Raw genomic sequence first — 19,376 nt, forward strand, 5'->3', positions numbered from 1 at the left:
ATATGTCTCAACTTTCTGAAATAGTTTCAAAAATAGTTTCATTAAACAGCACATTATTTCAGGAAATGTGCGATGAAATCATACTACGTAATTACCCGTCTCACAAAGATTTTGGTCGGTCTGGTATGGCATTAGGAAAAGAAGAAACAAAATCAGGGACACCAGACTCTTACATACTTTTGGATAATGATCTTTTTGTTTTTAATGAGATTACAAAAGATAAAAGTGGAGGGTTAAATAAGCTTATAAATGACTTCACTAAATGTATAGATGAAGAAAAGACTGGAGTAAAAAAAGAAAAAATACAGACAATCACATTCTGTGCAAGTTTTGAGTTAAAACCAGGTCAAAGTGATCAACTCAATGAGCTATGCAAAAAAGAAAATATCTTAATGGATTTTTGGGGTATCAATCGTATTGCGAGAAATATTTTATTACAAAATACAGACATAGGTAATAAATATTTAGACATCCCTTTAGATAAATCCCAGTGGGTCTCTTTAGAAACATTTGTCAAAAACTATAACAGTGCTGGCAAACAAATTGCTACACCATTAAACAACCCATTTCTACATAGAGAGACTGAAATCAAGGAAGTTTTTCAATTAATCAATAAGCATCATATTTCAATCATTTCTGGCCCTGCCGGGACAGGAAAATCTAAATTATGTGTTGAAGTATTAGATAGACTACTAAGAGAACAACCTAGCACAATGGTTTGGGTAAATTCATTTGACAGTGATTCAATTGTAGATGACCTAAAAGGAAAGCTATCGGTAGGCTCGCAAACCATTCTTTTTATTGATGATGCACATAGAATATCTCATTTTGAACGGATTTTACAGTTTTTAAAAAATAGTTCTTACAAAAAAGTAAAAATACTTGTAACTGTTAGAGATTATGCTGCAACAGATTTTTCTGAACACATTAGTGAATTTGATTTCGAAACTATAAGTATCAATAGACTTAAAGATGAGGAATTAAGAGATATTTTAACTACCGAACCCTTTTGTATAAAAAATAAAGATTCACTTTATAAAATATTAGATTTAGCAAAAGGAAATGTTAGACTTGCTCTTATGCTTGCTAAACTTGATGGCGTTAATCAAGATATGTCGGCTCTTAATAACACAGAAGACGCATTTGACCTTTATTTTAAAACTTTCTTAAAGGATTCAAGCGAATTAAAAAATGAAAATGTTATTAATACAATGGCTTTGATTACCTTCTTCAGTTCAGTAAATATGAATTCTATTGATTTTGATAATTTACTCAAGACATTCAAACTAAATAAAAATGACTTTGTTTCAAATGTCGAGTTATTAAGAAAGTCTGAATTGATAAGTATCTATAAAGAAGAAATTAAAATAGTAGAGCAAAACTTAGGTATCTATTTTTTTAACAAAGCTTTTTTTCAATTAAAATCATTAGATTTTGAGATATTACTATTTAATTATTTTCCAAAATATGATTATCGATTTAAAGATTGTGTAATATCTGCTAACAATAGCTTTAATCACGAAAACGTAGTAGAAGCAATTAAATCTGTGCTCTTAAATTTTGCGCGTAGCTCTAAAATTAATCTATTAGGATTCTATGAATTGTTTTGGTTTATCATACCTGACCAAACAATTGAATATATGCTTGAGTTAGGCCTTCAAGGTGAACCTAAATCAGTTGATAAATACAAATTTAACTTTGAGACTAACGAGTTTTCATCACAAAAGCGAAACATATTTAGCTTATTAAGTCATTTTTCAAGAAGACCATCTACCTACCTAAAGAATGCTTTATTAGCTACATTAGAATTTATTAGACGTAATCCAGAAACAGCAAGTGAATTTCATTATACAATAAAAGAATATTTAAGTTTTGATTATCAAGATGTACAATATGGCTATTATAAACAAAGAACTTTATTAGATATTATTTTAAAAGGGGCAAATGAAGAAAAACAACTTGAGAAAGAATTGTTTTATGTAATAGGGAAAATGCTATTAAAACATAAATTCCAACAAGTAAAACCCATATATGGTAACAGTTTATCAATTTATAATTACGAAGTCAAGAAAGGAACAATCATAGAAGAATTAAGATATGATATATGGAATAGAGTTTTTACACATTTTGATTCGTATGAAAATGAGTCTTTAGAATTATTAGAATCTTGTGCTTCAATGCATCCGGATAACAATAAAGAGTTAATGAAATATGATTTAGAATTTATATTAAAAATCATTAATGAAAAATTAAATCCAAATATGTTTGAACATTGTAGATATGTACAAAAACAAATATGGTGGTGTAAAAGATCTAAGGTTAATCATAAATTCTTTAGAGAACTTTCAACATCGTTTAACTGTGAGTTATATCAATTTTATAAAATTTTAAACAGACAGGTATTAAATGGGGTTCACAGATATGAACTAGATGATAAATTAGATCATAAAATATATGAGGAAAAAAAGAACAATGAAATAAAGGCTTATACAATTTCTATATATTCTAAAGAACCTGAATTACTCTATAAAGATTACAAGTATTTATATGAGGCTACAAATGCTGAATGGAGTATCTCTGGAAACAGTTTTGACATATCAGTTAATTCCATTTTTGGAATTGATTTTAAAAAAGGGTTAGAATTGTTAGAAACTATAATTAAAGATAACAATCAAGTGAATTATATACCGTATTGGCCATTTTCAAATTTTCTTATTGAAGAAAAGGAATCTCTTGAAATTTTTGAGGCAATTAGTAAAGGAGATTATAATAGAAAAACCAATATAATGTTATGTTATTTTGAAAGACTTAAAGTTAAAAAATTATATCATAAGACAGCGATAGGTATTGTTGAATGGTCACAAACGGCTTCTGAAAACTTCAGTATTTCTTTTGAAAATTTAGAGAAATATTTAAAAGCAGACTCGAAGTTGTTTCATAAGATATTATCTTCTTTGAACAAAAAGATGAAAGAAGGGTTGAGAATCTATTTTTATGGTAGTCTGTTTGAAAAGTATGTAAATTTATTTACTGATGATATTAAAATTTTAAAAGAAACATATTTGCTGCAAGATTTCACACAAGCTCATTTTGATTATGATAGCGAAGGATTAGAGCAACTATGTATATTCTATCCTGAATTTCTTTTAGAATACTTTGAATACTATTATAGTATACCGGAACTTAAAAGACCTAATAGAGAGCATCGCGATAAATACAATTTTGTATGGAAAAATGAAGATTTAATAAAAAGAATGGAATCTATTTTAGATTATATTATTGACAAAGAACATTACTACGGAATAAGTGACCATCCTACAGGAAATCTTTTCGAACAATTAAAACCTGAAGAAAGTAAAAGAGCAATCTCTTTTTTAAGAACATATATGATAAAACATACTAACAGTCCTGAACACTTGACGGTTGTTATGGACATAGTTCATAAAAAATTCGCAAATGAAAAGGAAAGCTTTATAAAAACTCATCTGATTAAAAATAAAGATAAGGCTGTTTTTGAAAAGGTAAGGTGGATATACCAACAAGCAGTTTGGAGTGGAAATGAAGACCCTGATTTGATTAGAGCCAAAAGATGGGAAGAAGTTTTAGGTTATGTAAATTCCTTACCTGAAGATATAATGTTATTACCGATACAAAACTATATTAAAGAAATTATTGAAAGAAATAAGGAATATAATAGAAGAAATAAAAAGAGAAGAGAATAGATAAGGTAGGAGAATCATTTAAACAGAGACTAGCTCCATCACTTAAAAAGCTGAAAAATTTCTACTTTATGTTGAATAAATATAAGCTTTGTGGTTGTTTTGGCATTAATCAACAGTAAATAATATCAAATTGTATATCAATATCAAAAATGGCAAAATGTTGTACCTATGTTGTACCCAGTCCATAAAAAAAGGGTCTCAATTTCTTGAAACCCTTGTCTTTGCTAGTAGCGGGAACTGGACTCGAACCAGTGACCTTCGGGTTATGAGTTCTTCACTTAAATTGATTTAAGCACAAATTTTAAGCTCAAAAGCCCTGAAAATTATAAAATCGTATGCAAAAACGTATGCACTTTTTAGTCTTCGGGTTATTAAAATATTTGATGCAATTTAGTAAATTAATTTTTTGTACTTTAATATAGTCTCGACTAAATTCAAACTTTTAGTTCTAACCCTAAGTTTATTGTCTTACCACTCTTTTATTAATAAAATGATGAAACAATAGGGAAACATCAATTTTTCATTACCTGTCAAATATAATTTTTTCAAAAATTGTTAGGATTATGTACTATAAAACAATTCTGTCTTACTAAGAAGTAGTAAGAGCAAGACAAATGTCGTACCAAGTTTCATCTCTTGACTCATATAACAATTGTCTATATCAATTCATGTCCTCTTAAATTCTAACAAGTTAATTCTAAATGTCCTTAGTATAATTAATAATACTATCTCTTTTTGCTGGTACATTCTACTCTGTTTTTACTACTAAACATAGGTTGTCGAAACACCTACCTTCTTCCTTTTCATCAGGAAACAATAAGCCGTTTAGACAGACGCTTCGGAATTAACACATAACTACTTGTATTCTTAATCAGTTTTTCATCTAGCTGATTAAAAATCGCATTTGAAAACAGTGCTGTAATAGTTGAAAAGTTATAGATATTCTACTATTTCTAGATTAGAATTTCCCCACTCCAATCACTGGCATTTTCCGCCATCTCTTTTTGATATTTCTTATCCAGTCGTACAATGATTAATCACTTAAAAAGACTAACTTGACGAGAAAACTTTCTTTAATAATTGTCTACTAATGAATAAATTTTCTTATTCTGCTCTGATACAAACGAATACTGAGGCAATTTTCCACGAGGTATAACCTGAGCTACAAAAATTTTTACATTAGGATTTATGCTAATGCTTTTTAAGAATACAGATTTTTGTACAGCTATAATACTTCGACTGATTTTTCCATCAATTGCTTATTTAGTTTCTAAATTGTTTTTTATTGAACTCAAGAAGTCATTAACTCCATTGCACACAAACTCCCATCCCTCTGGTGAAACGACGTGACCTTTATCATAGATGTTCAAAATATGCTTTTCTCCTTTTAGCTGATTATACATAGCATACACGCTAGTGGGAGGAGAACTTAAGTCAATAAACCCTACTGTAACATATGCTTTGGCATTGGTACGTTGAGCAAAATTAATCGCATCTACATAAGGAACTACCTGAAGCGCCGCTTTGTCGTAAGTTTCTCCATTCCCCATTAATTTTGGCCAACCGTTCACACGACTAGCCACATTGCCGGTATGGTCGCATAAGGCAGGGATTTCAGCACACAACAAATTCACGCGCGGATCCATGCCCGCAGCAATTATGGCTTGTCCGCCTCCTTGACTTCGTCCAAAGGCAATGAGATTTTTTCCATCCCAATCAGACTGCATGGTGATAATCTCAAGGGCACGAAATACCCGCAAAATCATGGAACGGAAAAACAGTGAATCCCGGGACTCCATACCTTTTAAAAAATATTTTTTAAGAGGGCCGGTGTATAATTCTTTGTAATAACTTGTGGGTTGACCGTTGGCAAGCCCATGTACATTAAAATCGATAACACACACCCCTTCCTTGGCCCAACGAATAACTTCACTTAATCTGGAACTGGCTACCCCGGCACCATGAAAAAGGATCATTGCAGGAAGACTATTAGGCTTAGCATTTAGGGGTCGGGCCATATAGGCGGAAAAAGGGCCGGCTAATGAATTGGCTTGTACATCATAGACCTCAACGTCCGGCTCATTGATACTAATTCGGTTAAACCATGGTTCCAAAGGCTGCAATTCCTGTTTCCGCTTTTCACTCTCCCAATACGAATCAAAATCCACAGGGCATGCCATACTCGGTTTTATGTCTAAAGGATTCACTGCAACCCCTACCAATTTCGATAGTAGCGTATCTGAAGGTGTTTTAAAATTAAAACGGTTTAAAACAAAACCAGGCTCATCCAACTTTGCCTTGAATTCTGCAACTCCCTGTTTAATAATTAGCATTTTACGCTCAGCTGTCGGCGTATAATTATCTTTACTTTTAATCCATATCACTGTATCCCGTTGAACTGGATTTCCGTTTTTCGTTAGCGTTAGCCTTCCACTAATTACGTCCTTGACCTGGTATATCGGTTTTGATTGGTCTATTGCCACCTTAAGCGTATAACCGTCACCATTCTCACGAAGCTTCTGCCCGAAAACATTAACAAAAGCAACACATGTCAAAACAATAGATACTATTAGTTTCATAAGCCTTAGATTCGTTTATATAATCTTGTAGTTGAATAGACATCGTAAGTCTTTAAGTCCACCATTTCAAGAGCATGGTATTTAAAATTTAACAAATTCATTATACACCTCCAACTGAACCGGGCCTAAAAGTCCTGACTTTTTTAAGGGAGCATCAGCTGTGTAGTGTTTCCAGGTTGTAAACGTGTGACGTTTGTTCTCCTCTTTGGCACGTTGCTCATCCCGCATCCAATCGGGAAATGCTTCAATCACTCCTGTTGTAAACTTACCCGATCCTTCACGGTAAAGAATATCCGTTTCTATCTGTTCGTCGCCAATCAATCTGTTTATCCAGCGATTAGCAACGCCTATAGTTATTTTATTTTCACCATTTACCAGCATATCCGTCACATCAAGCTCGGCTGGCTTTTTCCATACGATTACAGGTTTATGTCCATTTATAGAAACTTGTGCTACATCATAAACATCCCCAAGCTTCAATATGCATCTCTGACCTTTATTGATGTAATTATTTGGCAAAGTGAATGTCTTAGCATATTCGGCAATGCCAGAATAATATTTGATGTCCTCATTTGAATGTTCTGTCCATGACATAAGACTTTCAAATGCCACTGCTTCAGAAGGAGCTCCCCTTCCCTCTATAAATGTCACTTGCCATGATTTTGACAGGTCCATAGGTTCGGAGCACTCCTTAGTGAGATGTGTTTTTATGCTATCATCAGAATACACTATTTTCAACTGTTTATCGCCTTTAACCAAATAGTTAGTCTCTAATGTTTCTAGGATGTCTGGCTCTACTTTAGCAATCCATTTTGATGGGAGTTTGTCTCTAAACACTATAAATCTAGAACCTCCAGCTTCTAAGTTAAAAGGTATTTCTGTTGAATTAGATACTTTATAGATGGGTACATCACTTGTTTTTCCTGTTGCCGCATCCCATAGTTCAGGTTTTTTTCCTGTAATGCGTATACTAACTTTTACAGATTGCAACGCTGAACTTAAATTTGTTACAAAGTAAACATCGGTATCATCTATTTTCTTATGAATATATCTTAGGCTATCTATCTGCTGGTTTGGGATAAATTCTAAATCTGGTTTTAAATCGGTTATAGTAACTATTTTATCCAAATTTGTAGTATTCCACACCTTACCTTTTCCTATGGACTTACTAGCATGATCATCATCTAAACCACCCCAAATCTTATCCACTAATTCATTAAATTCATCCATTGAATTTTCTATCTCCTTATAACCCGGAGGAGACATGGGCGGTTTTCCAGCTATAATGGCGCCTTCATTGACTAATCTATAAAGGTTTTTAAGGGTTGCAATGTCCATATAGGAACTTCTATCATTTAAAACCAACATTTCGCAGTGTGCTAGATCAGATAACTCAATAACGCCATTTACTACTTTGGAATTATCTAAATGTTGTGGGTAGGCCATGGTTAAATCATAGCCTAATGGCGCCTTAATATCACCCCCGGGGATATCATATCTCATATCATTACTTAGCAATACCCCTATATCGGTTATGGTTTTACCTTGTTGAAGCAAAAATTGAGATCTGGATATATAATCAATCCAATCCTTGGCATATGCCCACCATGCTGATTGTCGGCCAAAATGCGTTCCATATCTTCCCATGGTAAAACCAGGTTTTAGATAATCGTAAGGCTGGTGTATGTAAGTGTGAAATATAAATCTGTTAATTCCAGCCGTAAATGCACAATCCCCTGCTCTCTTAAGTGTAAATGGCGTACTTTGCCATTTTCCATATTCTGGTATCGCTGTAAAAGATTCAGCGCCTACAACGCTTTTGTTATAGAGATGTGCTGAGGCTGCAGATTGTTTCATTAACGGAACTCTCTGAATGTAATTTCTAAGCCAAAATTCATTCATGGGAACATCCACATACTCATTTACGGTAAAAGGATTTAGGGGACCACCCTGAGATTCAGCATAGGTTACCAGCTTATTTTCATGTGCTAAGTCTTGCATCGTTTTAAAATAATTCTCAGCAATCAATTTATCGATAGTCCCTCTAAAATCATATAAGATGGCTTCCGTAGTGACTTTCGAATCTATTATGACACCTGCAAGAATTGGTAAGTATGGTGTTAAATCATAACCATTGATTCGCTCGAATTGGTTAGGAAAATCTTTTGTCCAGTTTTGATAGCCTCCTTCAAAACTATCAAACACTAGTCCTTTGAATGTACTTCCTAGATAAGGTTGGGCATTTTTTATGATCCTCCCTAAGGCCTTATCGAACTGAAATTTAACACTTTCGACATCTAACTTATCACATTCCAATCCATGGCCTTCCGGAACCGCAGGGTGATTTGTTGAACCGGTGGAGGTAAAACCAAAACGCATGATGATCCAATTTCCTGCCGGAAGGTTACAGGTTAGCATACCATCATCCGACAACTTTGTGGAAAGGTTTAAAACCTGATGTTTTTGAATCGCCTTGTTATCCGCTTCTTTTGAATCCATGTCACGTTTAAGAGGGGTCTTAGAAAAAGCTATTTTATTTTCCCAATTCTCAAGACGATCATGAGAATTGACAGGTACTGCCAATACGGCTATGTCCTCAAAATAATCATGCTTTATTTCTGGTAGCGGAAGCTCAATGATCTGTTCCCCTCCTCCTTCAATGTGCGTTTCACTCCAAACGATTTGCTTCATCGATTTTTCAGGCGTATTCCAAGGACCTCCACTTGCGGACCAGCCCGGACAGTTCATGACATGAAATTCTAAGCCCAAACTATCAGCAATGTGCATGGCATAATTAACGTGTTCAAACCAATCATCAGTTCCATATCTAACGGGCCCTTTGGGCATATACACCTCCAAATCGAATAGTTGGGCACCTCCGATGCCCACCCGCTTCATATCTAACAAATCGGCCTTAATGCCTTCTTTGGTTACATTCCCATTGACCCAATCCCACCATACCAATGGTTTGGCTTCACGCGGTGGACTGGTAAATCCTGATTTTAATGTATCTGTTTTAGATACTTGTGTATTAACACAGGATGAAATAGCTATACAAAACAGGAGCATAATTACTGTTTTCAATTTTCTAAATTGTTTCATGACATATAATTATTTATTTAAAACCTTATTTACCCATTCTCGGAGTTCCCGCCTTTCTGGAATATTTTGCAACACCCATCTAGCATCATGGTTCCTATATGGAATGGTCAAGAATGTGAAATCCCCGATAATTCCTGATTTTTCAATGTAAGATTTAGTAGCCCTTGGACCTTCATTTTCCTGAATTATGAGTTGTGGCTTTCCGTTTAAGCGCTTCAATCTCGTAATGGCTGAAGCCTTATCGCTATCAGGATATGACCACTCTCTCACCCCATCATAATGACTAAAAGCAATAAAACCCCTCCATAAATCAGCAATGTCGTCGTTATGAAGGCCTATATAATTGCAAGCAATAGCACCTCTAGAAAACCCCGCCACAAAGACTTGTTCTTTATTGCCACCAAATTGTTCACAAACATCCTTAACAACATCCATGGTATAATTAACAGTGGCTTCGACATCTCCCCACCAATACAACTCATTTTTTTGACCATTGCTGGAAACAAATGGCATCCCAATCCAAATAAAATCTTTCCCACCACTAAGACCGTAACCCAAATAAGCGTCTTCTACCTTTCCAGAATTAGCATCTCCATATTTATTTACATACGGACCATTTCCCGAATATTCCACAATCAAGGGGTATGCTTTACCTTTTTCCCAATTTAGAGGCAAATACAGCGTATGGTACACTTTAGTACCCTTATATGCTGGTAGAGTTTGCTTAACGCGCTTGCCTTCTGCTGGTGTTTCCCCGGTAAGTTCAGGCACTACAAGGTCGAAGGGCACATTTCTTATATCAGGCATTGTACTCCATGAAGTCATATTACTTGAATAGGTAAAATTGATCCAGTCATCCGTTTTAAATGGGGAAGCCGGCAATCCTTCCTCATTAAAAAAATTGGGCACTGCTATATTATGCCATGCAAATCTTACCGCTTTTGGCTCTTCTACAAAAGGTGAGCTAACTACTATATCCTTACCATCAACAAATGCATTTCCCTGATAGAACTTTCTATCAGGGCCCGCAATGATAAACCAGTTTAGCTCTTCATAGGTCTCTTGGATGCCATTCTTTACACAATCAAAACTCAAACGAATCGTGCTGCCTTCCCGAGTATGACTTTTATATTGAGGACCAGAAAACACTTTGTCCTTTTGACCATAGTTTTGATTTAGAGCCAGTTGAGCAAGTCTCTCGCCTACAGGTCTTTTATTAGTAGGGTGAATATCACCAACATCCCCTACATCGGTAGTTACCACAAGACCTGTATTATTTATGGTATTGGTAACTTGTAATTGCGCATCGCGCAATACGGCTGCACTGAATGTATTTCCAGGTTCTTGCTGGGATGCGCTATAATTATAAGGTGGTATCTGAACAATGTGAAAAGGCATATCCCTATTTTCAAACGCCACCCTATAGGCGTTAATCATAGTTTTAAGGGCTTCTTCATACTGACTCGCCCTTACACAATTAGATTCGCCTTGATACCACACCATACCTTTAATAGTATAGGGTTGCAAAGGGAAAATCATGGCATTGTAACACCAGGTCGGATTTTTAGACTCTTTATCACTTGAATAGTTATGATAATGATCTGCCAAAAAATCTTTGGATAATAATGTTTCCTTACTCATAAACGCCTCTATGGTGGCGCTGCCATAGGCGGCACTAATTAAACCAATGGGAATATTGGGCAAAGAAGCGCTTAAAGATTTAGCAAAATAATACGTAACCGCCGAAAAGTCTTTTAAAGATATAGAAGAACAAGATTGCCAGGCTACATCCTTTATAGTTTCCTCAGGCTTAGGAGATGTAATCGATGGAACTTTAAATAATCTTAAAGCACTATTTTTACCATTTGCAATGGCTTGCTCTCCATTATCATCAAACCTTAAACGGAATGCCATATTAGACTGCCCGGAAAGCAACCATACTTCACCAACCAGCACATTTTTAAATAAAATGGTATTCCTGTTTGTACGGACTTTAACCGTCTGCACATCAAAAGATGCTGTAGGGGTTTTTATGTTGAGCCTCCATTTTCCGTTAGCATTCGCATTGGTGCTATTCGTGCCACCCCATGATGTCTCTACAACAACCTTTTGACCTGCCGCAGCCTTACCAAAAAAAGCGACGCTGTCATGCTGCTGCAATACCATACCATCTCCAAAGATGCTTGGAAGCTGTAGTGTATTGGTATGTTCTGATTGGATTGGTTTTGCAAATAAAAGCGAATAGGCCAAACAGCAATACATACTTAAAAGTATTTGTCGTCTTTCCATATTTTCAATTAATTAGTATGATTCCACCATTTCCTGTAATTCAAATAAAATCGTAAAGCACAAATTTTAAAAATTAACATAAAATGAGTTTTTATAATTGCCATTAGTCTTCATTAGTCACATTATACACATCCCAAAGCTGGACATACTTATCGAAACCCTCATAAGAATTATTCCTGATTAATACATTACCCACTTCGTCCAACTCAATTGGTGGCATACTGGTCGCAGAGGTGGTACTTATAAATTTGTTATTTTGAATTACCAGATCTGTTACATACATATTCGAGAAGACCTTGCTTAAATTGAATGCGCTGATATAACCATGTTGCTTTTTTTTGTAAAAGTTTCCTTCCCAAGCACAGTCTTTGTATTCATTATTTGAAAATTCTAAATTTCCCCCTGTATGATTACGTGTAATGTTGGCGCCTAAACGCACTGGAGAATACATGATGTTTTCGTGGTAATTATTAGAAGAGTATACATTATCGCAGAAGTAAAGCTCTGACGCACCTCCTATACTTTTGAAGGTACTATTTTTTACAATTACCGTAACCGGACTCAGGCCGCTCGGTATCAAAGTTGTACTATTATCAACAAAAGAAGGTATATCCCGGGCCGTAACCACGTTATAAACACTGCCTGACGAACTATGACTCACGTAGTTTACACGTTTTACTGGCACCTTATGCCTTATATTATTATCATAAAAGTACAGCGGTGTATTTAAGCAGCTAAAATCCCGAACACTTTGATCCGTAATAAATTTAAAACGCCTTGAATCTTTTATGATGTTCACTGTGGCGGCTGTCCCCGTCACCACATAACCATCTAAACGTGTGCCTTTAATGTACATGTTATCAGACACAAATTCCCCGGTATTCCTGGAAGCATGGACACCGTCCCGAGGGCTCATTGAAAATCGATTATTTTCGGGTCGGATTTCCAGTTCATTGAAGTATAAATTATGGTTATAGGAAAGAAATAATGCAGATCTAAGAGCCGTATAGATGTGAACATTTTCAAGATGGATATTGATATTCTTGCTCATGTAAACCGTCCCCTGGGCGTTCCACCCGTAGTGCCAGGAGACATAATCCCCTACCGAAGCTTTACCATAAAAGGCGTTATCCTTTTTCACGCACTGCATGGTTCTGGCCTCAGCATCGAGTAATGAAAAGAAATGACCGACATTATCCCCATAAGTGACGGACGGTTCTCCAATTTTCAAAATCTCCTCACCTTCATTAACACCATCCCAAGTCCACACATTTGCTGACGCAACAGGACAGCCATTGTCCATAGGATAGCCTTTTACAATCTCTACGGTAATCGTTGTGCTATCTATTGAAAGTACTTTACCAACTGTGTAATGAAGTTTATTTTTAAAGGCAATATTCTCAATTTTAACACCATGATTATTTCTGGCATCCAATATGGAAACCCGATTAAATGAACTCGAAATGGGTTGATTAGTATAAAACAATAGGTTTCTATCAAAAACTGTAGTAGGTTCTCCAGTGGTTTCATCTACGGCACCTCTCAAGGTCATATTTGTTTTACCGGAGACTTTAATGTGTGCTTCGGCCCCTGTTAAACTACGCCCCCGAGCCGGATCATCTGGAGCCGAGAAATTATAGGTGCCAGCAGCAAAAACAACGACAGTATGATCTCCGGCAGCATCTATAGCTGCTTGAACGGCTTTTTCATCATCGATTCCATCATTTGGATAAGCACCATACTTAGCCACGTGAATGGTTCCACCGGTTTCATTAATTGAAAATGTCGGGTATATTTGAGAAAAAGAAAGCAGACAAGAAAAGCTTAGAATGCAAATCGTAAAACACTTTCCGACCAGAGGCTGTAATTCACGCTTATTGAATAATCCAATACTATTATTAGGAAGGTTATAATAATGTTTTGATTTCATCTTTTATAGTTCGTTATATATTAATTTTGATTTGTGTACTTAGAGCTACGGTCTCCTCTATCATGTAATGGTTCTTGTAAACATCCTTAAGAATAGGCTTTATAAAAAGACTCATAACTATTAAGTTGTAACACATTAAAAATTTCATAATCTATTCCCCTAATACCTGCCAACTGCTTTTTGAAACCTTCCCATCCAGATCGTTACCCGAAATCATAAATTCCAAGCCTGTATTTTCAAGAGGAATGGTAAATTCATAGGGATAATCTTGATCTATAATGGTCTTTTCAGCACCCTTATCATTTTTATAAGTTAAAGACACGCTAGACCATTTTGAATCATCATCTTGCAAATAGATGTACGCTCTTTTAGCATAATTACCAAGATTAAAAATCATCGCTTTCGTATTCCCAAAGTCTAATACTTTATAGCTATTATCTATTTTTTCATCGTGAGCTAATATGGACTCCTGAAATCCTTTCTTTAAATGAACGCCATCAATGACAACCGCTGTGATACCATTAGGAGAGACTTCCACATCAAAAGAGCCTGAAGTAGAAAATTCACCATCAACTACATTGTCTTTCCAAATCTTGCCTTGAGCATTTTCTATGTCAACATATTCAGAGTTTAGCGAAACCCGTGTTTTTACTATTTTGTTGCTTTGGTTGGTAAACGCTATATACATCTTATCGTCTTTACGTGCCGTTATATAGTTTAACTCTAGATTATCCATAGCTAAAAGCTTTTTAGGCATCCATAATTGCACTCCCTTTTCGTCATAGAAGTCTCCTTTCTCAGAGCCATAAAATTTGTTTTGCAAATAGGCATAGCCTTCTATAAACTCTGACGGGAAATTGATTTTTCCTTCAGACCTTACAAAAGCATCTGTTACTAAATAATCTAGTAACATAGAGGCCATTGGCAGTATATGGTTATAATGAAACGAATTGACACTAAGCTCTTTGTGCTTATGATAAGGATAGTCAAATTTTTCATAAGCTGTTGTACGGGCTGTGTTAATATGGTAGCCTGGGAAATTTCTGTAGCGACCAATAATGGCAGATTTTGCAACATCCTTTAGTAATTGGTCATTGGCATAGTACCCTACTCGCAACATCCATGGCGCATAATTTGCCATAAATATGGCACGGTGGCCTGTACTGGTTCCTGTGGATTCTGGGGTGAGTCCCATTTCTGATAAACGCCATGCAGGAACTTGTTCTTCAGGATAATACATAGGGGTATGCCCTTTGCTTGCTAAATACCAATAAACGGGAGCCTTTCCATCTTTATTTACAGTGATGTTTTTATCCGGTATTTGTGGACTCATCCATGTAAACATAGTGTAATGCCTTGCTCCATACTGAGCGGCATCAAGGTATTTTTTATCTTTGGTTAGTTCATACAACTCCAATAACTGTATCCAACGCGGCGTTAAACCTGTCCAAAAAAAGGCACCTTCAGATAAAGGGTCTGTAAAATTAACAGGTTTTTCATTAATTCGCTCGTTTATGTATTCATCAGCTAACGTTTTAGCTTTTTCAATATATTTGCTCTCTCCCGTAGCTTTATAAAGGTACATGGCACTCATCCAATTATCGGAAGACATTTTTACATCGAGATTTCGGGCTTTCACTTTTCCAACCTCATCTTTAGCCATTTGTAAAAGAAAGTCATTCTTTTTACCAAGCGTATTGTAGAGGGTTGTAAGTTCTGAAAGTGGTGCAGCGGGTCCGTACATTTTCCGGGAAGGCTGTTGAATCTTTTGTTCGGGATCTAGACTAAAAAGAAATTTTTCTCTCGATATAATATATTCCATTATTGGGTAGGCACGCTTATCAAACATGTCCTTGTCATCAGTAACCAAAGAAATTTCGAGCGGATTGAGACTGGAAACATTCTTGACAGCTCCGGGAACATCCGTAGAATAGGCATAACCCTTTAATGAATCGACATACCAAGCGTTTTGGGACATAGAATATTCGACAATATTTTCAAAGACATCGTTTAAAGAAGCTATCTCATTTTTTCTATAATCATCAAAACCAAAAATATTGTAAGCGATGTGTTCGTAAGTTTGAGTTATAGAAGCCGGATGTACCACCAAATAAGATGAAAAATTGTAGGCTTGTGCTGCTTCCATTTTTGATTCGACCCCACCCAGTACAGGGGCAAATAATTGGGGCTGAGCTTCTCCATTAAGATTGCGAAGCATTACACCAAACCTACTATTTTCAAGTAAAGGTAACGGATTAAAAGGAAACTCTTCTGAAGCTGCTAAAACCCCAATGGTATTTTTACCATCATGCACTAATGTTGTTGGTATAGGGGTTCGGTATGCTAAGGTCATAAAAGGTTTTTCTGGAAACCTTTTTTCCTGCCATATTAGAGGTTGCCATATTTCTTCTGTTTCATCAATATTAAGCTTGGGAGCGCCAGTATAACCTATCGAAAAATAGCCTGCTATTTTTGGAATAAAAGAATAAGAAAGTTTTGGAAAGGGTTTTGCCGACACATCAACATAGGCCTCTAAACTGAATTTTTCGTTTTCCGGAAAAGTTAAATGGATTGTATCGCCAACCTGTTCTAAAGATTGTGCCTTTATAACCATGTTTTCTCCTGCATTGTAAATAATGGGGGTTCTTTCTTTTGTGGTCGCATCCAGAATTCTATCGTCGAAACCATCCCCGCCTTGACTATCATTTCTTTTAACCTCTTTTAAATCACCCTGCATGCCATTAGGGGTTTCCCAAGTAATAACATTATAACTAACATTATCTATACCACCCGGACGGGCGGCTATATTAGGATCTGAATCTGTGTATATTATTGTAAATTCCGTAGTAAAGCTATAGACTTTTTCTAAGCTTGTTATCTCAATTTGATTATTATGTATTTCAACTGGAAGTTGATCTGTTTTCTTGCATGAAACACTAATTAACAAAAATAAAGCATATAAAATAATATTAATTTTTCTCATAATTTCTGCATTACTTACTTGGCACTTTAACCCCATATTGCACTAGTTGTATTATTTACCGGCACTCCTGATCAATAGATGCCTATTTTGTATTTATTTTAAAATTCCCATTTCAGGCCTATAACCTATACCTCTAGCGCACAGGAAATAATAATCCAGCTTCAAGTATTATTAAAATTGAAAAAATAGTGATTTAGTAAACTTTAAATATTCAATACATATACTTAAACTTTTTCTCTATAATACATATCTATCATGGGCCTTTGGGTTTCATCACTGTAAGTGTCTGAACCAATATAGTAGAGTCCACCGTTATCAAGTTCTCTCACTACAAAAGTTATTTTATCAACATTGTTTTGTATGGCTTCATAAATAATGGGATTTATATTACCTTCAAATTTAATTTGGTCGGTGGTGGCTGCTGTTAAAAAATCTTGTGTAAACAAAGAGGTTAAATCTAAAACTGCAGGTTGAGAATCCCATGTCATGTTCTCATCTAACTCCCCTAATACAGCCTTAACTGTCATAGTACTTGGTATATTAAGACCAACACTATGAGATTGTACCAGCCAGAACATTAAATTATATCGGCTTTTATCTTTAACTTCGTTAAACTGCGAAATATCAAATTCAAAGAAAACGGTTCTATCGTTATTGTTATTAGAACTTCTTAGCTGCAAAAGCTCACTATAGGATAGTTCATTCTTCGATCTTTGCATAAAAGCGGTTTTTGAAGCAGGAATGCTCTCTGAAAAGGTATACTTAACAGGAGATACTTTAATATCTGCCCTACCCGAAGCACCTCCCACTAGTCCATAAGAAGCCACAGCATGAGCCACATAACTAACATCTTTTGATGGCAAGGTTTTAAAAGTAAAAGACTGCTCAGGTATGTCAATAATATTCTTAACTATTGTAGTCTCTCCGTTAAAATAACTATACCTAAAGGCATATGGAGGTTTACCACCATTAATGGTAATTGAAACTGATGCTGAGTCTCCTTGAAGTACCTCTTGCGTAAAATCTGTTATACTCGCAGATATTCCATGGCTATCGTCTCCACTGCATGATATAAATGTGCATATTGTTGCGGTGAGCATTATAAAACCTACTTTAAAATTTATAGTATTCATGATTATATTTTTTAATTAATTTCTGTATTGGAATCTGTTTCTACTTTTGGTATTGGCCATAAATAACTTCTGCTTGGATCAAAAGTAGCGGTCAAATAATCATACTCTTCATAAGCTGCACTAGAAGTGGTTAAGGACTCTATTCTATAGCCTTTCACCGTTGTTAGTGCTGTAGCACCTATGTCCCATCGTTTGATATCAAAAAAGCGCAAGCCTTCAAAGGCGAACTCCACACGTCTTTCATGACGAACAATTTGTCTCAGTTCATTTTGTGATAGGCCTGTCCCTTCCACATCTTGAACCTTTGGCATCATAACACTTGCACGCTGCCTTACCTCATTTATTAAATTAGACACATAGGTTTCGTCATAATCTCCTGATTCTATTAAGGCTTCTGCCTCCATTAACAAAATATCTGCGTACCTGACAATTATAGGATTTACGCCTGATACCCTGTGCTCCCATTTATTGCTGTAATCTATATGTTTACGGACTTTAAAACCTACCGGGGTATTTCTTCCATGACTTGCCGGAATAAATACCTCTGGACTCTCATTAGCTCTTGTATAGCGAAAAACAGAATACGGTACCACTATTGTAGAATTCATTCTTGGGTCTCTATTAGTAAATCTATTATCATAAATCCCTTCTTGTTTTCCTATATAATTTGGGGACAAAACATCTGGATTTACACTTGGGTCATATAATGTGTTTAAAGGATCTTTTATTGATAATCCATTGGTAGAATAAAACTCATCATGCAAATTTCTGGTCGCGGCATAAGAACCGAACAGCAAAAAATAAGTGTTCCATACAGAAGACAAAGCTAAATCGCTCTGATTTTCTATAAATTGCATATCGAAGATTGTTTCATTATTACTGGCCTCTCCTTCAGGTAAAAACAATAGTTCATAGTCATCCATTAAACTGTATTTACCTAAATCCTTTACTTTTTGACAATAAATTGCAGCTTGATCATACATTTTGTTATATAACAAAACACGCGCCTTTATGGCTAAAGCAGCTCCTTTAGTAGCCCTTCCTTTATCGCTAGCACTATATTCTATAGGTAATAGATCTGAAGCCGTTTCTAATTCATTTAAAATAAAATCAACAATGTCATTTTTAGGAGTAATAGGTTTATTAGCCTCTGCTAAACTTTCTACTCTTATTCTTAAGGGAACACCTCCATAAAATTCAGTCAAATCCAAATATGCTAAAGCTCTCATGAAAGTAGCTTCTCCTTTAAATTGGTTATACTTCTCTTCCGACAACTCTATATTATCTATATTATCCAAAACGGTATTTGCTCTCAATATCATTTTATAGTTACGAACCCATTTGGTTTCCACAAAAGTATTTTCGTTATTAAAAGAGCCGTTCCATATCTCTATATAAGTACTTTGAATGCCATTATCTGTAAAGAAATCTGTGATAATAGGCTCTAGAGGATCAGAAATATAGGAACTATATATACCATTTACAGCCTCTTCTATATCCCTACTTGATGAGATATTATCGGGAGCCAAAAAATCAATAGGCTGCTTATCAAGGAAATCGGCATCATCGCATGCACAAAAAAACATACCGAATAGGCCTAACAGCAGTAGGACCTTGTTTTTAATATTTTTCATAGTT

At 35.4% G+C, this 19,376-nt stretch carries 8 protein-coding genes; 1 reads left to right on the forward strand and 7 read right to left on the reverse strand.

The features are described from left to right. Window positions 1–2 precede the first annotated feature (2 nt). Complete coding sequence (locus APS56_RS04765; RefSeq protein WP_054725359.1) at window positions 3–3,722, forward strand: nSTAND3 domain-containing NTPase; 3,720 nt, start codon at window positions 3–5, stop codon at window positions 3,720–3,722. Between the two features lie 1,259 nt (window positions 3,723–4,981). On the opposite strand, the gene APS56_RS04770 is transcribed toward APS56_RS04765, so the two are convergent. The 7 genes from APS56_RS04770 to APS56_RS04800 form a co-directional block, all read right to left on the reverse strand. Then, on the reverse strand, window positions 4,982–6,301 hold the full coding sequence (locus APS56_RS04770; protein WP_054725362.1) for an acetylxylan esterase: 1,320 nt from the start codon (window positions 6,299–6,301) through the stop codon (window positions 4,982–4,984). Between the two features lie 81 nt (window positions 6,302–6,382). Further along, window positions 6,383–9,403, reverse strand: a complete 3,021-nt coding sequence (locus tag APS56_RS04775) for a glycosyl hydrolase (RefSeq protein ID WP_054725365.1) — start codon at window positions 9,401–9,403, stop codon at window positions 6,383–6,385. 9 nt (window positions 9,404–9,412) lie between these two features. Beyond that, window positions 9,413–11,692: a sialate O-acetylesterase gene (locus APS56_RS16715; protein WP_082379251.1), complete on the reverse strand. Its 2,280-nt coding sequence runs from the start codon at window positions 11,690–11,692 to the stop codon at window positions 9,413–9,415. A 103-nt stretch (window positions 11,693–11,795) separates the two neighbouring features. After that, on the reverse strand, window positions 11,796–13,622 hold the full coding sequence (locus tag APS56_RS04785) for a glycosyl hydrolase family 28-related protein (protein WP_082379252.1): 1,827 nt from the start codon (window positions 13,620–13,622) through the stop codon (window positions 11,796–11,798). Window positions 13,623–13,773: 151 nt separating this feature from the next. Continuing rightward, the gene (locus APS56_RS04790) at window positions 13,774–16,641 is read right to left on the reverse strand and encodes a glycoside hydrolase family protein (RefSeq protein WP_211259735.1); all 2,868 of its coding nucleotides are present in this window, start codon (window positions 16,639–16,641) and stop codon (window positions 13,774–13,776) included. Window positions 16,642–16,829: 188 nt separating this feature from the next. Continuing rightward, entirely contained in the window at window positions 16,830–17,738 is a 909-nt protein-coding gene (locus APS56_RS04795) for a hypothetical protein (protein WP_054725371.1), read from the reverse strand. An 11-nt stretch (window positions 17,739–17,749) separates the two neighbouring features. Further along, window positions 17,750–19,372 (reverse strand): RagB/SusD family nutrient uptake outer membrane protein, encoded by a 1,623-nt coding sequence (locus tag APS56_RS04800; RefSeq protein WP_169786432.1) that lies wholly within the window; start codon window positions 19,370–19,372, stop codon window positions 17,750–17,752. Window positions 19,373–19,376 lie beyond the last annotated feature (4 nt).

The organism is Pseudalgibacter alginicilyticus (assembly GCF_001310225.1).
GTDB lineage: Bacteria > Bacteroidota > Bacteroidia > Flavobacteriales > Flavobacteriaceae > Pseudalgibacter > Pseudalgibacter alginicilyticus.